The sequence below is a fragment of the Ruegeria sp. Ofav3-42 genome (assembly GCF_022347725.1).
In the GTDB taxonomy this organism is placed as follows: Bacteria; Pseudomonadota; Alphaproteobacteria; order Rhodobacterales; family Rhodobacteraceae; genus Ruegeria.
On the sequence record NZ_JAKRGB010000003.1, the window covers coordinates 135,139 to 154,718 of the forward strand.

Annotated in this window: 17 protein-coding genes and 2 tRNA genes; 13 read left to right on the plus strand and 6 right to left on the minus strand. The window is 56.8% G+C overall.

Annotated elements, in window-relative coordinates; genetic code table 11:
• Nucleotide 1: 1 nt before the first annotated feature.
• Entirely contained in the window at nucleotides 2–505 is a 504-nt protein-coding gene (mraZ, locus tag MHN28_RS05985) for a division/cell wall cluster transcriptional repressor MraZ (protein WP_239337109.1), read from the minus strand.
• Nucleotides 506–1,410: 905 nt separating this feature from the next.
• On the opposite strand from mraZ, the gene MHN28_RS05990 reads away from it, so the two are divergent.
• Nucleotides 1,411–1,635 carry a DUF1127 domain-containing protein gene (locus MHN28_RS05990; RefSeq protein WP_239337111.1) on the plus strand — a complete coding sequence of 75 codons (225 nt, stop codon included), beginning with the start codon at nucleotides 1,411–1,413 and terminating at the stop codon, nucleotides 1,633–1,635.
• Between the two features lie 408 nt (nucleotides 1,636–2,043).
• Here the strand turns inward: MHN28_RS05990 and MHN28_RS05995 are convergent, their stop codons facing one another.
• Nucleotides 2,044–4,440: an ATP-dependent helicase gene (locus MHN28_RS05995; RefSeq protein ID WP_239337113.1), complete on the minus strand. Its 2,397-nt coding sequence runs from the start codon at nucleotides 4,438–4,440 to the stop codon at nucleotides 2,044–2,046.
• 181 nt (nucleotides 4,441–4,621) lie between these two features.
• Here MHN28_RS05995 and MHN28_RS06000 point away from each other — a divergent pair, with 181 nt between their 5' ends.
• The 4 genes from MHN28_RS06000 to MHN28_RS06015 all read left to right on the plus strand — a co-directional run bounded on the left by MHN28_RS06000 (nucleotide 4,622) and on the right by MHN28_RS06015 (nucleotide 11,621).
• Nucleotides 4,622–6,400 (plus strand): diguanylate cyclase, encoded by a 1,779-nt coding sequence (locus MHN28_RS06000; RefSeq protein ID WP_239337114.1) that lies wholly within the window; start codon nucleotides 4,622–4,624, stop codon nucleotides 6,398–6,400.
• A gap of 39 nt (nucleotides 6,401–6,439) precedes the next feature.
• Nucleotides 6,440–7,594, plus strand: a complete 1,155-nt coding sequence (locus MHN28_RS06005; RefSeq protein ID WP_239337115.1) for an alpha-hydroxy acid oxidase — start codon at nucleotides 6,440–6,442, stop codon at nucleotides 7,592–7,594.
• A gap of 127 nt (nucleotides 7,595–7,721) precedes the next feature.
• On the plus strand, nucleotides 7,722–11,159 hold the full coding sequence (locus tag MHN28_RS06010; RefSeq protein ID WP_239337116.1) for a pyruvate carboxylase: 3,438 nt from the start codon (nucleotides 7,722–7,724) through the stop codon (nucleotides 11,157–11,159).
• 78 nt (nucleotides 11,160–11,237) lie between these two features.
• A complete protein-coding gene (locus MHN28_RS06015; protein WP_239337117.1) occupies nucleotides 11,238–11,621 on the plus strand; it encodes an MAPEG family protein in 384 nt (127 codons plus the stop codon).
• Nucleotides 11,622–11,636: 15 nt separating this feature from the next.
• Here MHN28_RS06015 and MHN28_RS06020 read toward each other — a convergent pair whose 3' ends face one another.
• Complete coding sequence (locus tag MHN28_RS06020; RefSeq protein ID WP_239337118.1) at nucleotides 11,637–11,789, minus strand: hypothetical protein; 153 nt, start codon at nucleotides 11,787–11,789, stop codon at nucleotides 11,637–11,639.
• 149 nt (nucleotides 11,790–11,938) lie between these two features.
• On the opposite strand from MHN28_RS06020, the gene MHN28_RS06025 reads away from it, so the two are divergent.
• The 4 genes from MHN28_RS06025 (at nucleotide 11,939) to MHN28_RS06040 (ending at nucleotide 13,725) form a co-directional block, all read left to right on the plus strand.
• Nucleotides 11,939–12,013: transfer RNA gene (locus MHN28_RS06025), tRNA-Gly, on the plus strand.
• Between the two features lie 36 nt (nucleotides 12,014–12,049).
• A tRNA-Gly gene (locus MHN28_RS06030) sits at nucleotides 12,050–12,124 on the plus strand.
• An 84-nt stretch (nucleotides 12,125–12,208) separates the two neighbouring features.
• Nucleotides 12,209–13,075, plus strand: a complete 867-nt coding sequence (locus MHN28_RS06035; protein ID WP_239337119.1) for a GNAT family N-acetyltransferase — start codon at nucleotides 12,209–12,211, stop codon at nucleotides 13,073–13,075.
• A 47-nt stretch (nucleotides 13,076–13,122) separates the two neighbouring features.
• On the plus strand, nucleotides 13,123–13,725 hold the full coding sequence (locus MHN28_RS06040) for a hypothetical protein (RefSeq protein ID WP_239337120.1): 603 nt from the start codon (nucleotides 13,123–13,125) through the stop codon (nucleotides 13,723–13,725).
• A 1-nt stretch (nucleotide 13,726) separates the two neighbouring features.
• Here MHN28_RS06040 and MHN28_RS06045 read toward each other — a convergent pair whose 3' ends face one another.
• Nucleotides 13,727–13,966 (minus strand): Lrp/AsnC family transcriptional regulator, encoded by a 240-nt coding sequence (locus MHN28_RS06045; protein ID WP_155147317.1) that lies wholly within the window; start codon nucleotides 13,964–13,966, stop codon nucleotides 13,727–13,729.
• Between the two features lie 153 nt (nucleotides 13,967–14,119).
• Here MHN28_RS06045 and hisB point away from each other — a divergent pair, with 153 nt between their 5' ends.
• Together hisB and hisH are read left to right on the plus strand one after the other, a co-directional pair.
• The gene (gene hisB, locus MHN28_RS06050; protein ID WP_155147315.1) at nucleotides 14,120–14,707 is read left to right on the plus strand and encodes an imidazoleglycerol-phosphate dehydratase HisB; all 588 of its coding nucleotides are present in this window, start codon (nucleotides 14,120–14,122) and stop codon (nucleotides 14,705–14,707) included.
• Nucleotides 14,708–15,346 carry an imidazole glycerol phosphate synthase subunit HisH gene (gene hisH, locus MHN28_RS06055; RefSeq protein ID WP_239337121.1) on the plus strand — a complete coding sequence of 213 codons (639 nt, stop codon included), beginning with the start codon at nucleotides 14,708–14,710 and terminating at the stop codon, nucleotides 15,344–15,346. It abuts the gene before it with no gap.
• Between the two features lie 4 nt (nucleotides 15,347–15,350).
• Here the strand turns inward: hisH and MHN28_RS06060 are convergent, their stop codons facing one another.
• Complete coding sequence (locus MHN28_RS06060; protein WP_239337123.1) at nucleotides 15,351–15,752, minus strand: DUF2147 domain-containing protein; 402 nt, start codon at nucleotides 15,750–15,752, stop codon at nucleotides 15,351–15,353.
• A 134-nt stretch (nucleotides 15,753–15,886) separates the two neighbouring features.
• Here MHN28_RS06060 and hisA point away from each other — a divergent pair, with 134 nt between their 5' ends.
• Nucleotides 15,887–16,609, plus strand: a complete 723-nt coding sequence (gene hisA, locus MHN28_RS06065) for a 1-(5-phosphoribosyl)-5-[(5-phosphoribosylamino)methylideneamino]imidazole-4-carboxamide isomerase (protein WP_239337125.1) — start codon at nucleotides 15,887–15,889, stop codon at nucleotides 16,607–16,609.
• A gap of 42 nt (nucleotides 16,610–16,651) precedes the next feature.
• On the opposite strand, the gene MHN28_RS06070 is transcribed toward hisA, so the two are convergent.
• Nucleotides 16,652–17,098: a DUF302 domain-containing protein gene (locus MHN28_RS06070; RefSeq protein ID WP_239337127.1), complete on the minus strand. Its 447-nt coding sequence runs from the start codon at nucleotides 17,096–17,098 to the stop codon at nucleotides 16,652–16,654.
• Between the two features lie 406 nt (nucleotides 17,099–17,504).
• On the opposite strand from MHN28_RS06070, the gene MHN28_RS06075 reads away from it, so the two are divergent.
• Nucleotides 17,505–19,562: a spermidine synthase gene (locus MHN28_RS06075; protein ID WP_239337128.1), complete on the plus strand. Its 2,058-nt coding sequence runs from the start codon at nucleotides 17,505–17,507 to the stop codon at nucleotides 19,560–19,562.
• The last annotated feature ends 18 nt before the right edge of the window (nucleotides 19,563–19,580 follow it).

A 19,580-nucleotide genomic window follows, 5' to 3' on the forward strand; every position in this document is an offset into this window, starting at 1 on the left:
GTTACGCATCCCCGGTGCCATCAAGGAACTCCAGAGGATCAAAGTCCTCGGGCTGTTCGTCCAGCCACTCTTCAGCAGCGGCCAGTTCTTCGGAATCGTAGGTTTCCGGCTTCCAGATCTGGAACGTGTCGCCAGCGGCAATAAAGAACGCCTCGTTCTCAAGCCCGATCTTGCTGCGCAACTTGGCCGGCAGCACCAGACGACCGGTTTCGTCCACGGTGGTCGGGAAGGATTGACCGTGGAACATGCGCTGCAACATCTTCCGCTGCATTGACCCGCGGGGCAGCGCATCGATCTTGGAGTCCACCTCTTCAATCGCCTGCATGGTATAACATTCAAGGAATTTGCGACGGTGATCGCCGTACACTATCACAAGTTCGGGGTTGTCACCAGGTTGCCAGTTCGGGTCCGAGGCCTCAAGCACACGGCGAAACGAGGCCGGGATCGACACCCTGCCCTTCGTATCCACCTTGTGATGGCTTTCGCCTCTAAACCTGCGCGCCAAGACGACTGTCCCTTTCGCTTGCGCCCCACCAACGTTTCCCCCGGATGAAAAACGGCGGGTTGATCTGCTGCCACTGATCAACCCGCCGCATTGACCCGCTGTGCGGGATGTCCAGCTGCGCGCGCCACCTGGGGGGATGTCTGCTCGCCCGCGCGCCGGATCTCTTGATTGATGAAAGCGAGATGCCTGTATGAAACCTGTTTTTTATTGGTTCGGGGTCGTTTGGCGCCCCATGTGCCTCGTCCTCATCGGATGAATAAGGGATGCCATGGGAATTTATGGAAATCAATAGGAATTTTTGCGACACGCTTAGAAGAATCGCAATTTAACCGAGCCAAGATCAAATGAAAACCACTTCGCAGGCACCATTTGTGGACGATCGAAGTTGCGAAAACACTAAATATGCCAAAATAAAGGCAGCACCCAAACTATCCCACGAATTCCCAGAAAAAAATCGATTAAGCCAAAAACTTCGTCAAATGAGCGTTAATCAGCAGAAATTTCTGACGAATCACCCACCATCGACCAAATCGAAAGGGCGCAACATCTACCCTCTCCCAGCCTGCGCCCATGATTTCCCATAGCACCGAACTCGCTTGATGACAGAAACGTACTCTGCGGAACTGATACATACAGCGCCCAAGTTTTGACGAACCTCGCTCAAAAAACGCGCAACCCTCAGAACTTGAAATATCAGGGTGAAACTTGCCCCAAGGGAAGCAACCACCGAAAGCCTTGTTTTACAGGGGATTCCAAAACCGCGTCAGCAACCAGTTGATATCTATGCATTTGCTGCATAGCGGCATTGATCACGTGAAGTATTGTGCAATTGCAGCATTTGCCTATTTTCAATCTCAAGCAAACGCCGGAACACACCGGCACGAACAAACTATCGAGTTAAGCAAATGGCTGTAGCAACACATAACACCGCACTCAAAGGTGCACCGGTAACCGGCCTGGCTTCGCTGATTGAGGCGGCAAAGACTCGGTTCGCGCGTTATCGCATTTACCGCCAGACAGTTAATGAACTGTCTGAGTTGTCGAACCGGGAACTGGCTGATCTGGGGCTTCATCGCTCGATGATCCGTCGCCTGGCCCAGCAAGCGGCTGAAGACCACGTCGCGCGTTAAGCGCACAGAAACAACGAGATCAGGTCCTTCCTCCTCCCTTTAGGACCTGTATTTCAGCGGCGACATCTCTCCTCCTCCCTGATGTCGTCGCACCTTATACCGGCCCTGAACGCCGGAAAACTGACACACCGGGTACTCCTCCTCCCTTTCCCGGTGTTAAAAGCGCGCGGCGACGTCTCTCCTCCTCCCTGACGTCGCCGCGTCTTCCTCATACCGGGATCAAACCCGGGTTCGGATACATCGGGGCTCTCCTCCTCCCTGCCCTGGTGTTGAAAAGAACGGCGGTTTCCTCTCCTCCTCCCTGGGAACCGCCGTTTTTCTTTTTTCTGGCCAAGAAAAAGGCGCCGCAGTCGAGACCGGGCGCCCATCAAACAATCGAGCATGTGCCGTCAGGCACATTCCATTTGGCTAAAACGGCACGTCATCCTTGGCGGACAAGAACCGCGAGACCACTTTTTTGATCCCCGCCTTGTCAAAATCGACTTCGACCTTGTCGCCTTCGATCCCGATTACAGCGCCGTAGCCAAATTTCTGATGGAACACGCGTTCGCCCAGCGTGAAACTGGCCACAGCTGTTGCGTCAATCACGGTGTTGCGGCTTTCGCGCGGCTGGGACATTCCATATTGCCCCTGCCGCGCCTGCATCCGTTTCCAACCGGGCGAGTTATAGACATTGGCCTCAGCAGCGCGGGTTTCGATGCCGGCCGTGGGCTGGCCCCCACCATACAAGCCCGGAGGCGTCAGGACTTCGACGCGATCTTCCGGCAGTTCGTCAATGAAACGGGACGGCATCGCATTCTGCCATTGCCCAAACACACGCCGGTTGGCGGCAAATGAGATCGTGCAGACCTCTTCCGCTCGGGTGATACCCACATAGGCCAGCCGCCGCTCCTCCTCGAGGCCTTTGATCCCCGATTCGTCCATCGACCTTTGGGACGGAAACAGACCATCTTCCCATCCAGGCAGGAACACGGTCGGAAATTCCAGCCCCTTGGCCGCGTGCAATGTCATGATCGAGACCTTGGCCCCGTCACCTTCCTGTTCATTGTCCATCACCAAGCTGACATGTTCCAAAAAACCTTGCAGGTTCTCGAAATTATCCAGCTGGTTGACCAGTTCCTTGAGGTTTTCCAGCCTGCCGGGCGCTTCGGGCGTCTTTTCGTTCTGCCAGTGCGCGGTATAGCCGGATTCGTCCAGAATGATCTGGGCCAGCTCGATATGCGAGACTTCGGGCTCACCAAACCGCATCGGAGCGGAGCCATCATCGATCACCGAATCGTCGTCGACCTCAATCCGCGGCCCACGAGTCATCGCGTTCCACCGCGCCAACCCATCGATCAGCTCGCGCAGCGCCTTGCCGCCCTTGCCTTTGATCAGTCCGCCATCGACCGCAATGCGCGCTCCATCAACCAGAGACACGCCGTTTTCCCGCGCGGTCATCTGAATCGTTTGTTGCGCCTTGTCGCCAAGACCGCGTTTCGGCGTGTTCACAATCCGCTCGAACGCCAGATCGTCGCCGGGGCTGACCACCAGCCGGAAATAGGCCATAGCATCGCGGATCTCCATCCGCTCATAGAATCGCGGTCCACCTATGACTTTGTAGGGCAGCCCGATGGTCAGGAAACGGTCTTCGAAGGCGCGCATTTGGTGGCTCGCACGCACAAGAATCGCGATTTCATCCAGATTGAACGGCCGCACGCCGCGCGTACCACCCTGCATCGCGTCGATCTCTTCACCGATCCAACGCGCCTCTTCTTCGCCATCCCAATGACCGATCAGACGAACCTTTTCGCCCTCTTCCGCATCGGTCCACAATTCCTTACCCAAGCGGCTTTCGTTGCCGCGAATGACATTGGATGCAGCAGCCAGAATATGGGGGGTTGAGCGGTAATTCTGCTCCAGCCGCACGACATAAGCGCCCGGAAAATCCTTTTCGAACCGCAGGATGTTACCCACTTCGGCCCCACGCCAGCCATAGATGGACTGATCGTCATCACCCACACAGCAAATATTCTTGTGCCCGCCAGCCAACAGCCTCAGCCAAAGATATTGGGCGACGTTGGTGTCCTGATACTCATCCACAAGGATATAACGGAACCAACGTTGATATTGCTCTAATACGTCCTGATGGGTCTGAAATATCGTGACGACGTGCAAGAGCAGGTCGCCGAAATCGACCGCATTCAACTCACGCAGGCGCGTCTGGTACTGCGCGTAAAGCTCAATACCCTTGCTGTTATAGGCACCTGCATCAGCAGCGGGCACCTTATCGGGCATCAGCGCGCGGTTCTTCCAGTCATCAATGATTCCAGCCAGCATCCTCGCGGGCCAGCGCTTGTCGTCAATATTGGCGGCCCGGATCAACTGCTTGAGCAGACGCAGCTGATCGTCCGTATCCAGAATGGTGAAATTCGATTTGAGGCCAGCCAGTTCAGCATGCCGGCGCAACAGTTTCACGCAGATCGAGTGAAATGTACCCAGCCAAGGCATGCCTTCAGCCGGTTGCCCCAACAGACGGCCCACGCGTTCTTTCATCTCGCGCGCGGCCTTATTGGTAAAGGTTACCGACAGAATCTCATTGGGGCGTGCACGTCCGGTGCTTAGCAAATGCGCGATTCGCGCCGTCAGGGCCTTGGTCTTGCCGGTCCCCGCCCCTGCCAGCATCAAAACAGGACCATCCAGCCGCTCGACCGCGTCGCGCTGCGCCGGGTTCAGATCGTCCAGATAGGACGTGGGACGCGCGGCCATTGCACGCGCGGACAGAGATGCGCCCTCAAAGGCGTCCATTTCGTCGAAACTGCTCATCTTTCCAAACTACGCTGGATGGAGGCCGAGGGAAAGAGTTTGTTCACGCCTTGTTCGCACTGTTTTTGGGAGGACTTTGCCATCAATTCTAATCAAGCTTCTGAGGCCGAAACTGCATCCGTTAACCATCCGTAAAACCCCCACCGCGATGATCGGTTCATAGCTGTGGGAGCGCGAAGTAATGAAACAGGAAAATCGGGGGGCCGTTAATCATCGGCTGAAATGGATCGGCATCAGCATGTTGTTGATTTCTCTGGCGATTGGATGCGGTTGGGGAATTTACAAATTACCCGCCCCCTTGGTCGACAGGATGTTGAAGATCGACATACTGAAGCAAGCCGAGCTTTGGAAACGCCGTGTCGTCTTGCATCTGGATGACCCCGAAACTGCGCTGGAGAGCGGCATAATTGACGCGCATGACGCCGAGTTTCTGGCGTCAATGCCGGAAGCATCTGATGTGTATCGCTTCAAGCTTTTTGACACGAATGGGCGGGTCAGTTGGTCGACTCGCCCAGATGAAGTCGGCAACGTTGAAAACCGCGACTTCTTTCGCAGCGACGTTGCCAGAGGAATGATTCACTATATTCAGGAGGCTGTGCCGCTGTCAGAGATCGACGGGCTAGATCTGCACACCGACAACATCCTGAACGCGACACAACATCAAGTCGCCGAAGTTTTCATGCCGGTCACCAAGAATGGTCGATTCATCGGTGCCATAGAGTTCTTCACGGATATCTCCGACCTGCGCACAACGTTTATTTCTCGGCTCAGGATATCGTTGACGGTATTGAGCGGTATTGCCCTGTTGGCTCTCGCCGCCGTGTCCTTTGCAAGCTACCGGACCAACCGCTTTCAAGTGCGCGCCCTGCACAAACAATCCGCCAAAGAGCGCGATCTGATGGACGAACAACTACGGCTGGCCCGCGAAGTGCGGCTTTTGGGCGAGTTGAATGAATGGCTGCAATCCAGCCGCTCATTGGATGAGCTGTTCGACATGGTGTCGCGCTTCATGACGCATATCCTGCCCGAGGCTGAGGGCAGCGTATATGTCTATTCGAACTCTCGTGATGTGCTGGATGGGTGTGCCAGTTGGAACGGTGGATCCCACAAGGCACACATCCACCCCGAGGGGTGCTGGGGCTTGCGGCGCGGCCGGACCTATGAGTTTGGCGCATCCGAAATTGATTTTGTCTGTGAACACGCGGAACCACATGATGGTCGACCCTATTTCTGCTTTCCCATTCTCGCACATGGCGAAACGGTTGGCCTGCTGCATTTGAGAGCGCTTGAAGGGACGGACGAAGCGTTTCACGCCAGCAAAAAACTGGCTCAACTCTGCGCCGAACAGATCAGCATGGCCATTGCCAACGTGCGAATGCGCGATCAACTGCACGACCAGTCTGTCCGGGACCCCCTAACCGGTCTGTTCAACCGCCGCCATATGATCGAAACCCTGCGCAAATCCATCAGTCGCAGCCAGCAGACTGGTGCGCCACTGAGCCTGATTGCCGTGGATGTGGATCATTTCAAGAAGTTCAATGACACTCACGGTCATGATGCCGGTGACATGGTACTGCGCGCGGTCGGCGCTGCTCTGGAGCAGGGGTGCGACCGGGATGAGGTTGCCTGCCGCATCGGTGGTGAGGAATTCATGCTGATCCTGCCGGACAATACCTCGGAAGATGCAATTACACGTGCCGAACGCTTGCGGCAGGCGGTTGAGGCCGTGTCGGTTCGCTATGGTGAAAAGTCCCTACCCCGCATTACGATCTCTGTTGGTGTTTCCCACTACCCGGCACATGGTACCATGCCACAAGACCTGATGCGCGCAGCAGATGATGCGCTGTACGCGGCCAAGGACAAAGGGCGCAATCAGGTACGAGTTGCTGGTAGCGACACGGCTCCGGTGGCAGAACTGAAGAAGCCGTTCAAGGCGGTTGGGGGGCCTCCAATCACCTAAAATCCTTGCCGAATCGCGTTTCAGGTCTGATCAATCCTTATGGATCTTCACAGCCGCTATCCCGGCATTGCCGACCTGAAACACCGTGCCAAGCGCCGGATACCTCATTTTGTCTGGGAATACCTGGACAGCGGAACCGGGGTTGAGGCAACGCTGCATCGCAATCGAGAAGGTTTGGATCGCGTCGGCTTCATGCCCTCGATCCTGCACGGACCGATGGAGTTTGACACGTCGACCGAGTTTCTGGGCAAGACCTACCCGCTGCCTTTCGGAATTGCTCCGATCGGCATGGCTGGCTTGATCTGGCCCGACGCAGAAGGGCATCTGGCCCGCGCGGCTGCCAAAGCCGGACTGCCCTTTACCCTGTCAAACGTTGCCAGCCAAAGCCCCGAGGACGTTGCGCCTCATCTAGGTGAAAACGCCTGGTTTCAACTGTACCCCCCTAAAGACCCGGACATTCGCAAAGACCTTTTGAATCGGGTCCGGGACGCGGGGTTCACGACACTTGTCATGACAGCAGACGTCCCGGTTGCGTCTCGGCGGGAACGTCAGACGCGCTCGGGCTTGACCAATCCGCCGAAACTGACCCCGCGGCTGCTGGCTCAGATCGCGCAACGGCCCGCCTGGGCGATCGGCATGGCGCGCAGCGGCCCGCCGCGGATGCGGACGCTGGACAAGTATACGGACAACTCCAGCAATTTGCCTCCGACAGCGCATGTCGGGTACCTGCTTCGTACATCGCCTGACATGGACTATGTGCATTGGTTGCGCGATGCATGGGATGGCCCGCTGGTGGTCAAAGGTGTATTGCGCCCCGAAGATGCCGCGCCCCTGCAAAAAGCCGGGGTTGACGCCATCTGGATTTCGAATCACGGGGGGCGTCAGTTCGACGGCTCTCCGGCCAGCATCGACGCCCTGCCCGCCATTCGCGCGGGCTGCGACCTGCCCCTGATTTTCGATAGCGGGATCGAAGGTGGCCTTGATGTCCTGCGTGCCAAGGCTCTTGGGGCCGATTTTGTGATGCTGGGGCGGGGTTTTATGTACGGATTGGGCGCATTAGGCCCTCAGGGTCCTACCCATGTGATCGATATTTTGCGGCAGGATTTGCTGGCGAACATGGGCCAATTGGGGGCTGAGACGCTGAATCACTTGCCCGCCATCACACCGCTTGTTGATGCCGCGGCGCAGCGATAAAAGACAGATAGCGTTAACAGAAGGCGTTTGCGAGCGTTAACATGCCGGTTCTACCCAGAACGACTGATATACGTGCGCGTATTGTCCGCCTATCAACACGGCCAAACAAGTAGGACCGGGACCCAACATGACCGACTTCAAGAAGATCCTGATTGCCAATCGCGGCGAGATAGCCATTCGCGTGATGCGCGCGGCCAACGAGATGGGCAAACACACTGTTGCCGTCTTTGCCGAGGAAGACAAACTCGGTCTGCACCGGTTCAAGGCGGATGAAGCCTATCGTATTGGCGAAGGAATGGGGCCGGTTGCCGCCTATTTGTCGATTGACGAGATCATTCGCGTTGCCAAGGAATGCGGCGCGGATGCCATCCATCCCGGCTATGGCTTGCTGTCCGAAAACCCGGACTTTGTGGATGCCTGCGTTCAGAACGGCATTACCTTCATTGGCCCCAAGGCGGAAACCATGCGCGCCCTAGGCGACAAGGCAAGCGCACGGCGCGTGGCCATCGCGGCCGGCGTGCCGGTGATTCCCGCGACCGAAGTGCTGGGCGATGACATGGACGCGATCCGCGCCGAGGCGAAAGAGATCGGTTACCCGCTGATGCTCAAAGCGTCCTGGGGCGGCGGCGGGCGCGGCATGCGCCCGATCCACTCTGAGGATGAGTTGGAAGAAAAAGTGCTGGAAGGCCGCCGCGAGGCCGAAGCCGCATTTGGCAACGGCGAAGGGTATCTGGAAAAGATGATCATCCGCGCCCGCCACGTCGAGGTGCAGATTCTGGGCGACAAGCATGGTGAGATTTATCACCTCTACGAACGCGACTGCTCGGTCCAGCGCCGGAATCAGAAGGTCGTTGAACGCGCCCCTGCTCCGTATCTGTCCGAAGAACAGCGTGCGGAGATCTGTGAACTGGGCCGCAAGATCTGCGCCCATGTGAACTATGAATGCGCGGGCACGGTCGAATTCCTGATGGATATGGAAACCGGCAAGTTCTATTTCATCGAAGTGAACCCGCGCGTGCAGGTGGAACACACCGTCACCGAGGAAGTGACCGGTATCGACATCGTTCAGGCTCAGATCCTGATCGCCGAAGGCAAAACTCTGGCCGAGGCGACCGGTGCGGCAAGCCAGGCCGACGTGCATCTGACCGGCCATGCTCTGCAGACCCGGATTACGACCGAAGACCCGCAGAACAACTTCATCCCGGATTACGGTCGTATCACCGCCTATCGCTCGGCAACCGGCATGGGTATCCGTCTGGACGGGGGCACCGCCTATGCGGGCGGCGTGATCACACGGTACTATGACTCTCTGCTGACCAAAGTAACAGCTAAAGCGCCCACGCCTGAGGCTGCCATTGCCCGCATGGACCGCGCCCTGCGCGAGTTCCGTATTCGCGGCGTCAGCACCAATATCGACTTTGTCATCAACCTGCTGAAGCACCCGACCTTCCTGTCGAACGAATACACCACCAAGTTCATCGACACGACGCCGGACCTGTTTGCCTTCAAGCGTCGCCGCGATCGGGGCACCAAGGTTCTGACCTATATCGCCGACATCACGGTGAACGGGCACCCCGAGACCAAGGACCGTCCGGAACCGCGCGCCGACCTGAAAGAGGCTAAAGCACCTGCGCCCAAGGCCGAACCGCAGATGGGCACGCGCAACCTGTTGGAACAAAAGGGTCCGCAAGCCGTTGCCGACTGGATGAAGGCCCAGCGTCAGCTTTTGATAACCGATACCACCATGCGTGATGGCCACCAGTCGCTGCTGGCGACCCGGATGCGCTCGATCGACATGATCAAGGTGGCACCGACCTATGCCGCCAACCTGCCGCAACTGTTCTCGGTCGAATGCTGGGGCGGCGCGACGTTTGATGTGGCTTACCGCTTCCTGCAGGAATGCCCGTGGCAGCGTCTGCGCGACCTGCGCGAGGCGATGCCAAACCTGATGACCCAGATGCTGCTGCGCGGTGCAAATGGGGTTGGCTACACCAACTACCCCGACAACGTGGTGCAGGAGTTCGTCCGTCAGGCGTCAAAAAACATCGACGTGTTCCGCGTCTTCGACTCGTTGAACTGGGTTGAGAACATGCGCGTTGCGATGGATGCGGTCGTCGAGAATGGCAAGATCTGTGAGGGCACGGTTTGCTATACCGGCGATATTCTCGACCCGGATCGCGCCAAGTATGACCTGAAATACTATGTCGGCATGGCCAAAGAGCTTCGCGACGCGGGCGCGCATATTCTGGGCCTGAAGGACATGGCGGGTCTGCTGAAGCCTGCCTCGGCGCGCATCCTGATCCGCGCACTGAAGGAAGAGGTTGGCCTGCCGATCCACTTCCACACGCATGATACTGCCGGTATCGCCAGCGCCACCATCCTGGCCGCCTCCGAGGCGGGCGTGGACGCGGTGGATTGCGCGATGGACAGCTTCTCGGGCAACACCTCTCAGGCGACACTGGGCACAGTGGTCGAAGCCCTGCGCCATACCGAGCGTGACACTGGGCTGGACATCAAGGCGATCCGCGAGATCAGCGACTATTTCGAAGCGGTTCGTGGCCAGTACGCGGCTTTCGAATCCAGCCTGCAAGCCCCGGCGTCCGAGGTATACCTGCACGAGATGCCCGGCGGTCAGTTCACCAACCTCAAGGCGCAGGCGCGTAGTCTCGGGCTGGAAGAACGCTGGCACGAAGTCGCGCAGATGTACGCTGACGTGAACCAGATGTTCGGCGACATCGTGAAAGTGACGCCTTCTTCGAAGGTTGTCGGTGACATGGCGCTGATGATGGTCAGCCAGAACATGACCCGCGCCGACGTGGAAAGCCCCGAAACAGATGTGGCCTTCCCCGACTCGGTTGTCGATATGATGCGCGGCAACCTGGGCCAGCCTCCGGGCGGATTCCCCGACACGATCATCAAAAAGGTGCTGAAGGATGAGACTCCCAACACCGATCGTCCGGGCAAGGACGTGCCAGCGGTTGATCTGGAAGCGACACGCGCCGACCTTTCCAAACAACTTGAGGGCAAAGAGATCGATGATGAGGATCTGAACGGCTATCTCATGTATCCGAAGGTCTTCCTGGATTACATGGGTCGTCACCGGACCTATGGCCCGGTGCGCACCCTGCCCACGCGGACTTTCTTCTATGGCATGGAGCCCGGCGAAGAGATCACCGCCGAGATCGATCCGGGCAAGACGCTGGAAATCCGCTGTCAGGCCATCGGTGAGACCGACGAGAACGGCGAAGTTCGCGTGTTCTTCGAACTCAACGGCCAGCCCCGTGTCATCCGCGTTCCGAACCGGATGGTTACATCAAGCACACAGGCCCGCCCCAAAGCCGAGGCCGGCAACCCCAACCACATCGGCGCTCCGATGCCGGGTGTCGTGGCCACTGTTGCGGTTTCAGCGGGGCAAGAGGTCAAGGAAGGCGACCTGCTGCTGACCATCGAAGCGATGAAGATGGAAACCGGCATCCACGTCGAGCGTGATGCGACAGTCAAAGCCATCCACGTCCAGCCCGGTGGCCAGATTGACGCAAAGGACCTACTGGTCGAACTGGAATAAACGACCTAACCTATTAGGGTTACAAGGGCCGCTCGGGCAACCGGGCGGCCTGTTTTTTGGCCCTGAGAGGAGCAGACCATGCTGTCCATCACCCCTGTCTATGCCGCATTGCTGGCACTTCTATACGTCGCGCTGAGTGTGCGGGTCATCATGCAGCGCCGCAGCGACAAGATTTCTTACGGCGATGGCGGCAATACCGACATGCTGAAGGTGATCCGGACACACTCCAACTTTGCCGAATACGCGCCGTTTGCTCTGTTGCTGATCGCAATGGTCGAGTTGCAAGGGGCAAGTGGTTGGCTGGTCAACCTTTTGGGTCTTGGCATTCTCGCCGGACGTGTACTGCACGCCTATGGATTTGGCCGCAAACCGCAGATCGTGATTCTCCGTCAGATTGGCATGCTGCTGACCTTTGGTGTCATCGCAGGTGCAGCAATCGCGAGTCTGGTGCTGGCGCTGTAAAACAGGGTGGCGGGGTTAACCCGCCAAAATCCGAGTTTCGATTCGGGGCGCTTCCATAAAAAACGCCTTGGCTTCGCCCAAATGCCCGTCGTCTTTGCCTGACAATGCTGAGGCCACCAAAATCATTGCAGCCAGCGCCGCCATTTTCAGGTCCGCAGTTTTCTTCATTTTTTTCACGTCCACCGTTCTTATTTTTCAATGCTCTGGTTCCTGAACGGTCAAAGGGCACGTTTCCGTCGCAAATAATTTTCCTCTTTTTTGTTTTTTCCGCTTGCAGCCCTGCGTGGGAATTTATACATCCCTCCTCACTCAACGGCGCGGGCGTAGCTCAGGGGTAGAGCATAACCTTGCCAAGGTTAGGGTCGGGCGTTCGAATCGCCTCGCCCGCTCCATTGAGAGGTCGAAAGGCCGAAACATATGTATCTGATGCGGGCGTAGCTCAGGGGTAGAGCATAACCTTGCCAAGGTTAGGGTCGGGCGTTCGAATCGCCTCGCCCGCTCCAGATACCAAACTCTCCAAACCTACTGGTTCTTTCGGTGTTGTTGCGGCATCCTCGGGTTGTTCGCAATCACGACGGAGCCCCCCCATGCCGGAATACGTAATTCGCGCTTTAACAGCGGATGAGGTTCAGACGGCCGTCGACTGGGCCGGCCACGAAGGCTGGAACCCCGGTCTGCATGACGCTGTTTGTTTCCGCAGCTCGGACCCCGAGGGTTTTAAGGGCGGGTTCTTGGACGGTCAGATGATCGCCTCGGCCTCGGCCGTGAATTACGACGATAACTATTCGTTCTTAGGCTTTTACATCGTTCGGCCCGAGTATCGCGGATCGGGATACGGGCTTCAGGTCGCCGAAGCGGTAAAGGCACATTGCCAGCACCGGAACATGGGCATGGACGGCGTTGTCGAACAGCAGGACAACTATCGCAAATTCGGGTTCGAACTGGCCTATGACAATTACCGTTTCTCAGGCACGGTCGGTGGAATCCTGGACCAGTTGGGCCGGTCGCCACTCAGCCAGATCACGCCCCTCAGCGCCCTGACGGATGAGCTGAGGGCATATGACCGAGGTCTTTTCCCTGCCCCCCGCGATACATTTCTGCACACTTGGCTGGATGCGCCCAATCACCACTCTCGGATTTTCGAACAAGACGGGCAAATCAGAGGCTATGCAACGCTGCGTCGGTGTTTGGCCGGGTACAAGGTCGGGCCTTTGTTTGCGGACACGCCCGAGATCGCCCAGGCCCTTTTGGCGTCGCTGCTGACGACCCTTCCCGCCGACCAGATGGACGCAGAGGTCTTCATCGACATGCCCAACCCCAACACGCAAGCCATGGCAATGGCGCACCAGTTGGGATTGACCAAAGTATTCGAAACAGGCCGTATGTATTCCAGCCACGCGCCGGACATCGACCTGGATCGGATCTACGGCATTACGACATTTGAGTTGGGCTGATTGTGAAACACCCGAGCGAATTTGCAATGTTCAGGGACTTTTGAGACATGCCGGGAGCCAACCAACAACGATTGCTGCTTGAGATGTTTGAGAACCTTCCCGGCCTAACCTTCATGATTCTGCTTCGCACAACGGCAGACTTGCGACTGGCAGGGTGGGTCGGAACGGTCCTGGCCGCGATGGTTTGCGTCGCCTATGCCCGAAACTCGCTGCGGCCGCAGCCGATCCTGCTTGGCATCAACATATTCATGGTCGCGATCACACCTCTGATTGAGAGTCTGATTTACGCAGGCCACCGCAACATCGCGTCAGTGCTGACCGGAAACATCCCCACGCTTGTCTTGATGACCGTATTTGCAACAGGACTTGTTTTAACCGTGTTCACAAAGAATGGGTTTCTGAACTACCCGACCAGTAGCCACAGGGAAAAACGCAAGCATTCTGCCGTTTTGCTGGGCGTTTGCGCCCTCGGCATGGTTTGGTCGCAAATGGCCGGAGACAATTACCTTGTCTCGCTTGGCGCACCCTTGATGGTACTTTTCGGAGTGCATCAGTTGCTCCGGGCCAGAGCAACTGACCAGCAGGCGCGCAATGGCGCGATTCTGGCGTGCGCCTCGCCGCAAAGTTCCGCGTCCGAGGTCTCAGCCTGACTCAGAACGCTTTGAAGGTCATTGTGGTCAGTGACCGTTCGATATTCGGGATCACCAGCAGGTTTTCGTTGATGAAATGACCGACATCGTCAGTTTCGGGGATGTAGAGCTTGAGCAGCAGGTCATATTCGCCGCTGGTGGAATAAAGCTCCGAGTGGATCTCGCGCAGTGCGATATCTTCAGCGACCTTGTAGGTGGTGCCGGGTTTGCAGCGGATCTGGATGAAAACGCAGGTGGACATGATTTGGACCTGTTGATTGAGTTTCCGGCAGGCTGGCATGGCACGACACCGGGCGCAATCCCCTGCAACAGATTGCAGCTATTGCGACGGTTGGTCTGGATAAGCTGGTCAAACCCCGTCTATAAGCGCGCCTGTAGCAAAAGGAATTCGCCCATGCGCAGCGCAAAGATCAGCCGTCAGACCGCCGAGACCGAGATCACGGTCGAGGTCAATCTCGACGGGACCGGGACTTATGATAACCAGACCGGTGTTGGGTTCTTCGATCACATGCTGGACCAACTTGCGCGCCATTCGCTGATCGACATGACGATCCGCGCCAAGGGCGATTATCACATCGACGACCACCACACGGTCGAGGATACCGGCATCGCGCTGGGTCAGGCGTTGACGCAGGCCTTGGGCGACAAGAAGGGCATCCGTCGCTATGGCGAGTGTCACCTGCCCATGGATGACGCCCAGGTGCGTTGCGCGTTGGATTTGTCGGGTCGCCCGTTCCTGATCTGGAACGTTGACCTGCCGACTCCCAAGATCGGCAACTTCGATACCGAACTGGTGCGCGAGTTCTTTCAGGCGCTCAGCACCCATGGCGGCATCACGCTGCACATCGACCAGTTGCATGGTTTCAACAGCCACCACATTGCCGAGGCCGCGTTCAAGGCGGTCGCCCGTGCATTGCGTCTGGCGGTAGAGACTGACCCACGCAAAGCCGATGCGATTCCGTCTACGAAGGGCGCGCTGTAAATGCTGACAGCCATTATCGACTACGAAAGCGGCAACCTGCACTCGGCCGAGAAGGCGTTTCAGCGTATGGCGCGGGAACTGGACGCAGGCGAAGTTGTCGTGACATCGGATGCGGACGTCGTTGCGCGTGCGGACCGTTTGGTTCTGCCCGGTGACGGTGCTTTTCCCGCTTGCGCGGCCGAACTGCGCGGACACAAAGGCATCTACGACGCGATGGTCGAGGCAGTTGAGCAGAAAGGCCGCCCTTTTCTGGGAATCTGCGTTGGAATGCAACTGATGGCCACCAAGGGCCACGAATACACCGAGACAAACGGTCTGGGCTGGGTCGCAGGCGATGTAGTGCGGATCGAACCGTCAGACAACGCGCTGAAAGTGCCCCATATGGGCTGGAACGATCTGGTGCTGGAAAGCGATCACCCAGTCTTTGCCGGAGTGCAATCGGGCGATCACGCCTACTTTGTGCACTCCTACCATTTCCGGGTCAGCGATCCGACGCAACGGCTGGCTTATGTGGACTATGGGCAGGAAGTCACGGCCGTGATTGGCCGCGACACCATGATTGGAATGCAGTTTCACCCTGAAAAAAGTCAGGATGTGGGGCTGCGCATGATCGGAAATTTCCTGACCTGGAACCCGTGACGGTTTACTGAACGCGAGTCCAGGTCTGGCCGCGGCAAATAATTCCACCAGCGACGCAGCCTTTGACGGTCAGCGTATTCTGATTGTCCAGTGACATTTTCGAGCTGTAGGTCTTGTCGCGGTCCGGTGCCCAGATCTTGCCGTCGTCATAACTTCCGCCGCCCTCCGGAACCATGTCCCAGATAATCTGTTTGCCAAGGTTCTCGTAATTCAGCTGCTGATTGCCCTGCCCATCAAAGGCCGAGTCGATCGTGCCGCAAATGGCACTGCCGCACGGCGCAATCGAAACGTGCAGATAACCGCCGGTATCGCCCGGCTCTGTCTTCCACAGCCCGTCAACCGGGTCGGCAGCTGCCGCGCTGGCCGCCATGGCCGCAAACGCCGTTGCAAGTGTAAGTTTCTTCATGATCTCCTCCCTGTTTTGCCATCACTCTGGCCCGGAGGTCGGCCCCGGGCAAGATTGACTTTGCGTCGCGTTGCATCCCCTGCCCTGCTTGTGCGATATCCCGCGCGAACAGTTTTGATATAGGGCCGCCTGACATGATCCTCTACCCCGCCATCGACCTCAAAGACGGCCAGGCCGTGCGCCTGCTGCGCGGTGAAATGGACAAGGCTACCGTTTTCAACGACGACCCTGCCGCTCAGGCGCGGGCCTTTGTGGATGCCGGGTGCGAGTGGCTGCACCTGGTAGACCTGAACGGCGCGTTCGCGGGCGAACCGGTCAACGCAGCCCCGGTTGAAGCCATCCTGAAGGAATGCAACGTGCCCGCACAACTCGGCGGCGGCATTCGTGATATGGCCACCATCGAAACATGGATCGACAAGGGCCTCGCGCGCGTCATTCTGGGCACCGTAGCGGTCGAAGACCCCGATTTGGTTCGTGACGCGGCCAAAGCATTTCCAGGCAAGGTCGCTGTTGGCATCGACGCGCGTAATGGCCTGGTTGCGACGAAAGGCTGGGCCGAAGAAACTGACGTTCAGGTCACGGACCTGGCCCGCAGCTTCGAAGACGCAGGCGTCGCGGCAATCATATACACTGATATCAACCGCGACGGTGCGATGCAGGGTCCTAACATTGAAGCCACCGCAGCTTTGGCGAGTGCCGTTTCAATTCCCGTCATCGCGTCGGGTGGGGTCAGTTCATTGGATGACTTGATCGCACTACGTGATTGCGGTGTCGAACTGAACGGTGCGATTTCGGGTCGCGCGCTGTATGACGGCGCGCTTGATCTGGCAGAAGCTCTGAAAACTCTCAACAAGTAAGGCTGTGTGCCTGCGGTGGTCCCGCAGGCACACACACTGTGATTATTGCGAAGCGACCGAGGTCAGCTTTGCCAGAGCACCGCGCATCTTTTCGATGACCGGTGAGTTTTCGACGGCGTCAAGCTCGTCCATTGTCTCTTTGGGGTCTTCATAGGCCAGCCAGACCTGCCCGTTCTCGTCTTGGTACGCTTGCACTTTCAGTGGCAGGAATAGCCCCGCGCGCGGATCGATCTGCATAGCGGGCGTTCCCAGCGCCGGGTTGCCAAAGATCAGAACCTGATTGGCGGGAATGGTCAGCCCGACTTTTTCCGCACCCGCTGCGTGATCTACCCGAGCGAAAACGGTCGCGCCGGCATTGCCGACGGCAGCTTCCAGAGCATCCATCGCCTCTTGCACTGATTTATCCGTGTTTACTTTGATGATATCGTCGGCCATGGCAGACATCGCCCCTCCGAAAGTCAGAATTGTTGCCAGTATCAGTTTTCGCATATCGGATTTCCTTCTGTAATTTTCATCCTCATTTTCACAGCTTTTCACGTACTTACAATCACATCTGCGGCATCGGCGGGGCTTTGCCACTGGCCAGGCATCACCTCTGCGAACCGTCCATTATTTGAGAACAATACCCAGACCTGACAGATATTTTGCGCACATTGGCCCCAACTTGGTCTCATTTCTTGGATAGCTGACGTATCAATGGGAGCGAGCAGGGATTTCAGACGTGAGTATTTCAAGCACAGAATTGTTGAACAATTCTTGGTTCAGAATTGGCGTAGTGTTCAGTTTCTGCACGACTATTTTCGTCAGCGCCTGCCTCTTGTTTTTCGTGCAGCCCCTATTTGCCAAGCTCGTTCTGCCGCAAATAGGCGGTGCACCTGCAGTTTGGACAACAGCAATGCTGTTTTTCCAAGTGGTTCTGATTGTTGGCTACATTTACGCTCATTTGCTAACAAAATGGCTGCCGCTGCATTGGCAGCTTGTTACACATTTGGCGTTTTGGATGGTCGCTCTGACGTTCTTGCCGCTTTCGATCAGCGAAAGCTGGAGTTATGACGCATCCAGTTCAACCGCACTGCAAACTCTTGAATTGTTTGCCTTGGGTGTCGGTTTGCCATTTGCAGTTCTGTCTGCAAACGCACCTTTGTTGCAGGCATGGTACGCGCGCTCGGGAGGCCCTTCCGCAGACGATCCCTACTTTCTCTACAGCGCCAGCAATGTGGGGTCATTGCTGGCTCTACTGGCTTTCCCGTTGTTGGCCGATCCCTTTTGGGGTGCCCGTGAAACCAGCAATCTATGGTTCCTTGGCTTCGTAGTTTTTGGCGGGCTGCTTTTGATAAGTGGCCTGGTGGCGATCCGCGGATCAGGCGGATCACTTGCACCAGTCACCGCAAATATCTCATACAGCAGTCCAAAATTGAGGCAGGTTGCGACCTGGGTAGTTATCGCCTTCGTCCCGTCGTCTTTGATGCTATCCTTTACGACGAAGGTCAGCACAGATTTGGGATCGATTCCGCTAATCTGGGTTGTACCTCTGGCGACTTACATTTTGTCGTTTGTTTTTGCTTTCGCCAAATGGAAGAAGTTGAGCGCAGAAAGCTTGCGTATTCCAATGGTCCTGGCGCTGGCCGTCGGTGTTGTTCTGCTGTCCGACCTGATCAATCAGCACGCCGCGCCCATCATCATCCTAATCTATGTTCCCGTTCTCTTCGTGATCGCCCTGTATGCGCACAGGTTGCTGTACGAAATGCGACCACCGGCAGAGCAGTTGACCGTGTTCTACATTGCCCTTTCAGTCGGAGGCGCAATTGGTGGGTTGTTCAACTCCATCGTGGCACCATTTGTATTCGTTGACGAAATCGAAGCGCAGCTGACCCTTATACTTGCCAGTGGACTACTGTTACTGACAAAGGCTTCATTTACACCGCGAAATATGGCAATGGGCCTGTTGGCGAGTTATCCGCTGCTCATCATTTTTGGTGTGGTCGGCGATATCAAACCGCTTGGAGAAGGTGTCCTGCGCCTGGTCGTCGCAACCGCGGTTTTGGCAGCCATAATGTTCTTCTTTCGAAACAGTCCGACGCGTATTGCCGTTCTTGTTTTGGTTCTCATGCTGCCAGCTATTGCGCCCAAGGATAACGCCATTCTTCAGGATCGAAGCTTCTTTGGTACGCACACTGTTTTTTCGAACTCCAAATACCGGATATACCAGAATGGAACGACGTTGCATGGCTGGCAACGAGAGGAGGACTTCGGCAAGCGGCCAACGCCCTTATCATATTATCACCCTGAAGGTCCAATGGCTCAGGTTATAACGTCCGATTTCGGACGTCAGTCCGACAGCATTGGCATTGTCGGTTTGGGTACCGGAGCCTTGGCCTGTTACAAGCTGCCATCTCAGACGTGGGCCTTCTTCGAAATCGACACCATGGTTGATCAGGTCGCGCGAGATCCGTCGATGTTCACCTATGTCTCTGAGTGCGCACCAACTTCCGAAACACACCTTGGTGATGCGCGGATCGTACTGGCACAAAACCCCTTTGAGTTCGATATTCTGGTACTGGACGCATACAGTTCAGATGCGATCCCACTGCATCTCATCACAAAAGAAGCCGTCGAGATGTATACAGAGCGTTTGGCTGATGACGGAGTTTTGGTTTTTCACGTCTCAAACCGTTACTATGATCTGGTTGATCCCCTTGCACGCATTGCGGACGCTCTTGGGCTAAACATTGCCCATCAGTTTCTGCAAATCGACAATGAGCAGAGAGATCGTACGGGCGCGTCGTCCTCGGAAGTTGTGATAATCAGTCCGGACAAAGCCAGGATTGACAGCTTTGTCGACAACGGACAGTGGCAATTGGTCGTTCCAGACGGCACCGAGCCATGGACCGACGACAAGGCAAACCTTCTGTCTGCGCTCAAGTTTCTCAAAGACGAGAACGCTTCGAACTAACGTTTTCTCGAGCCTCCC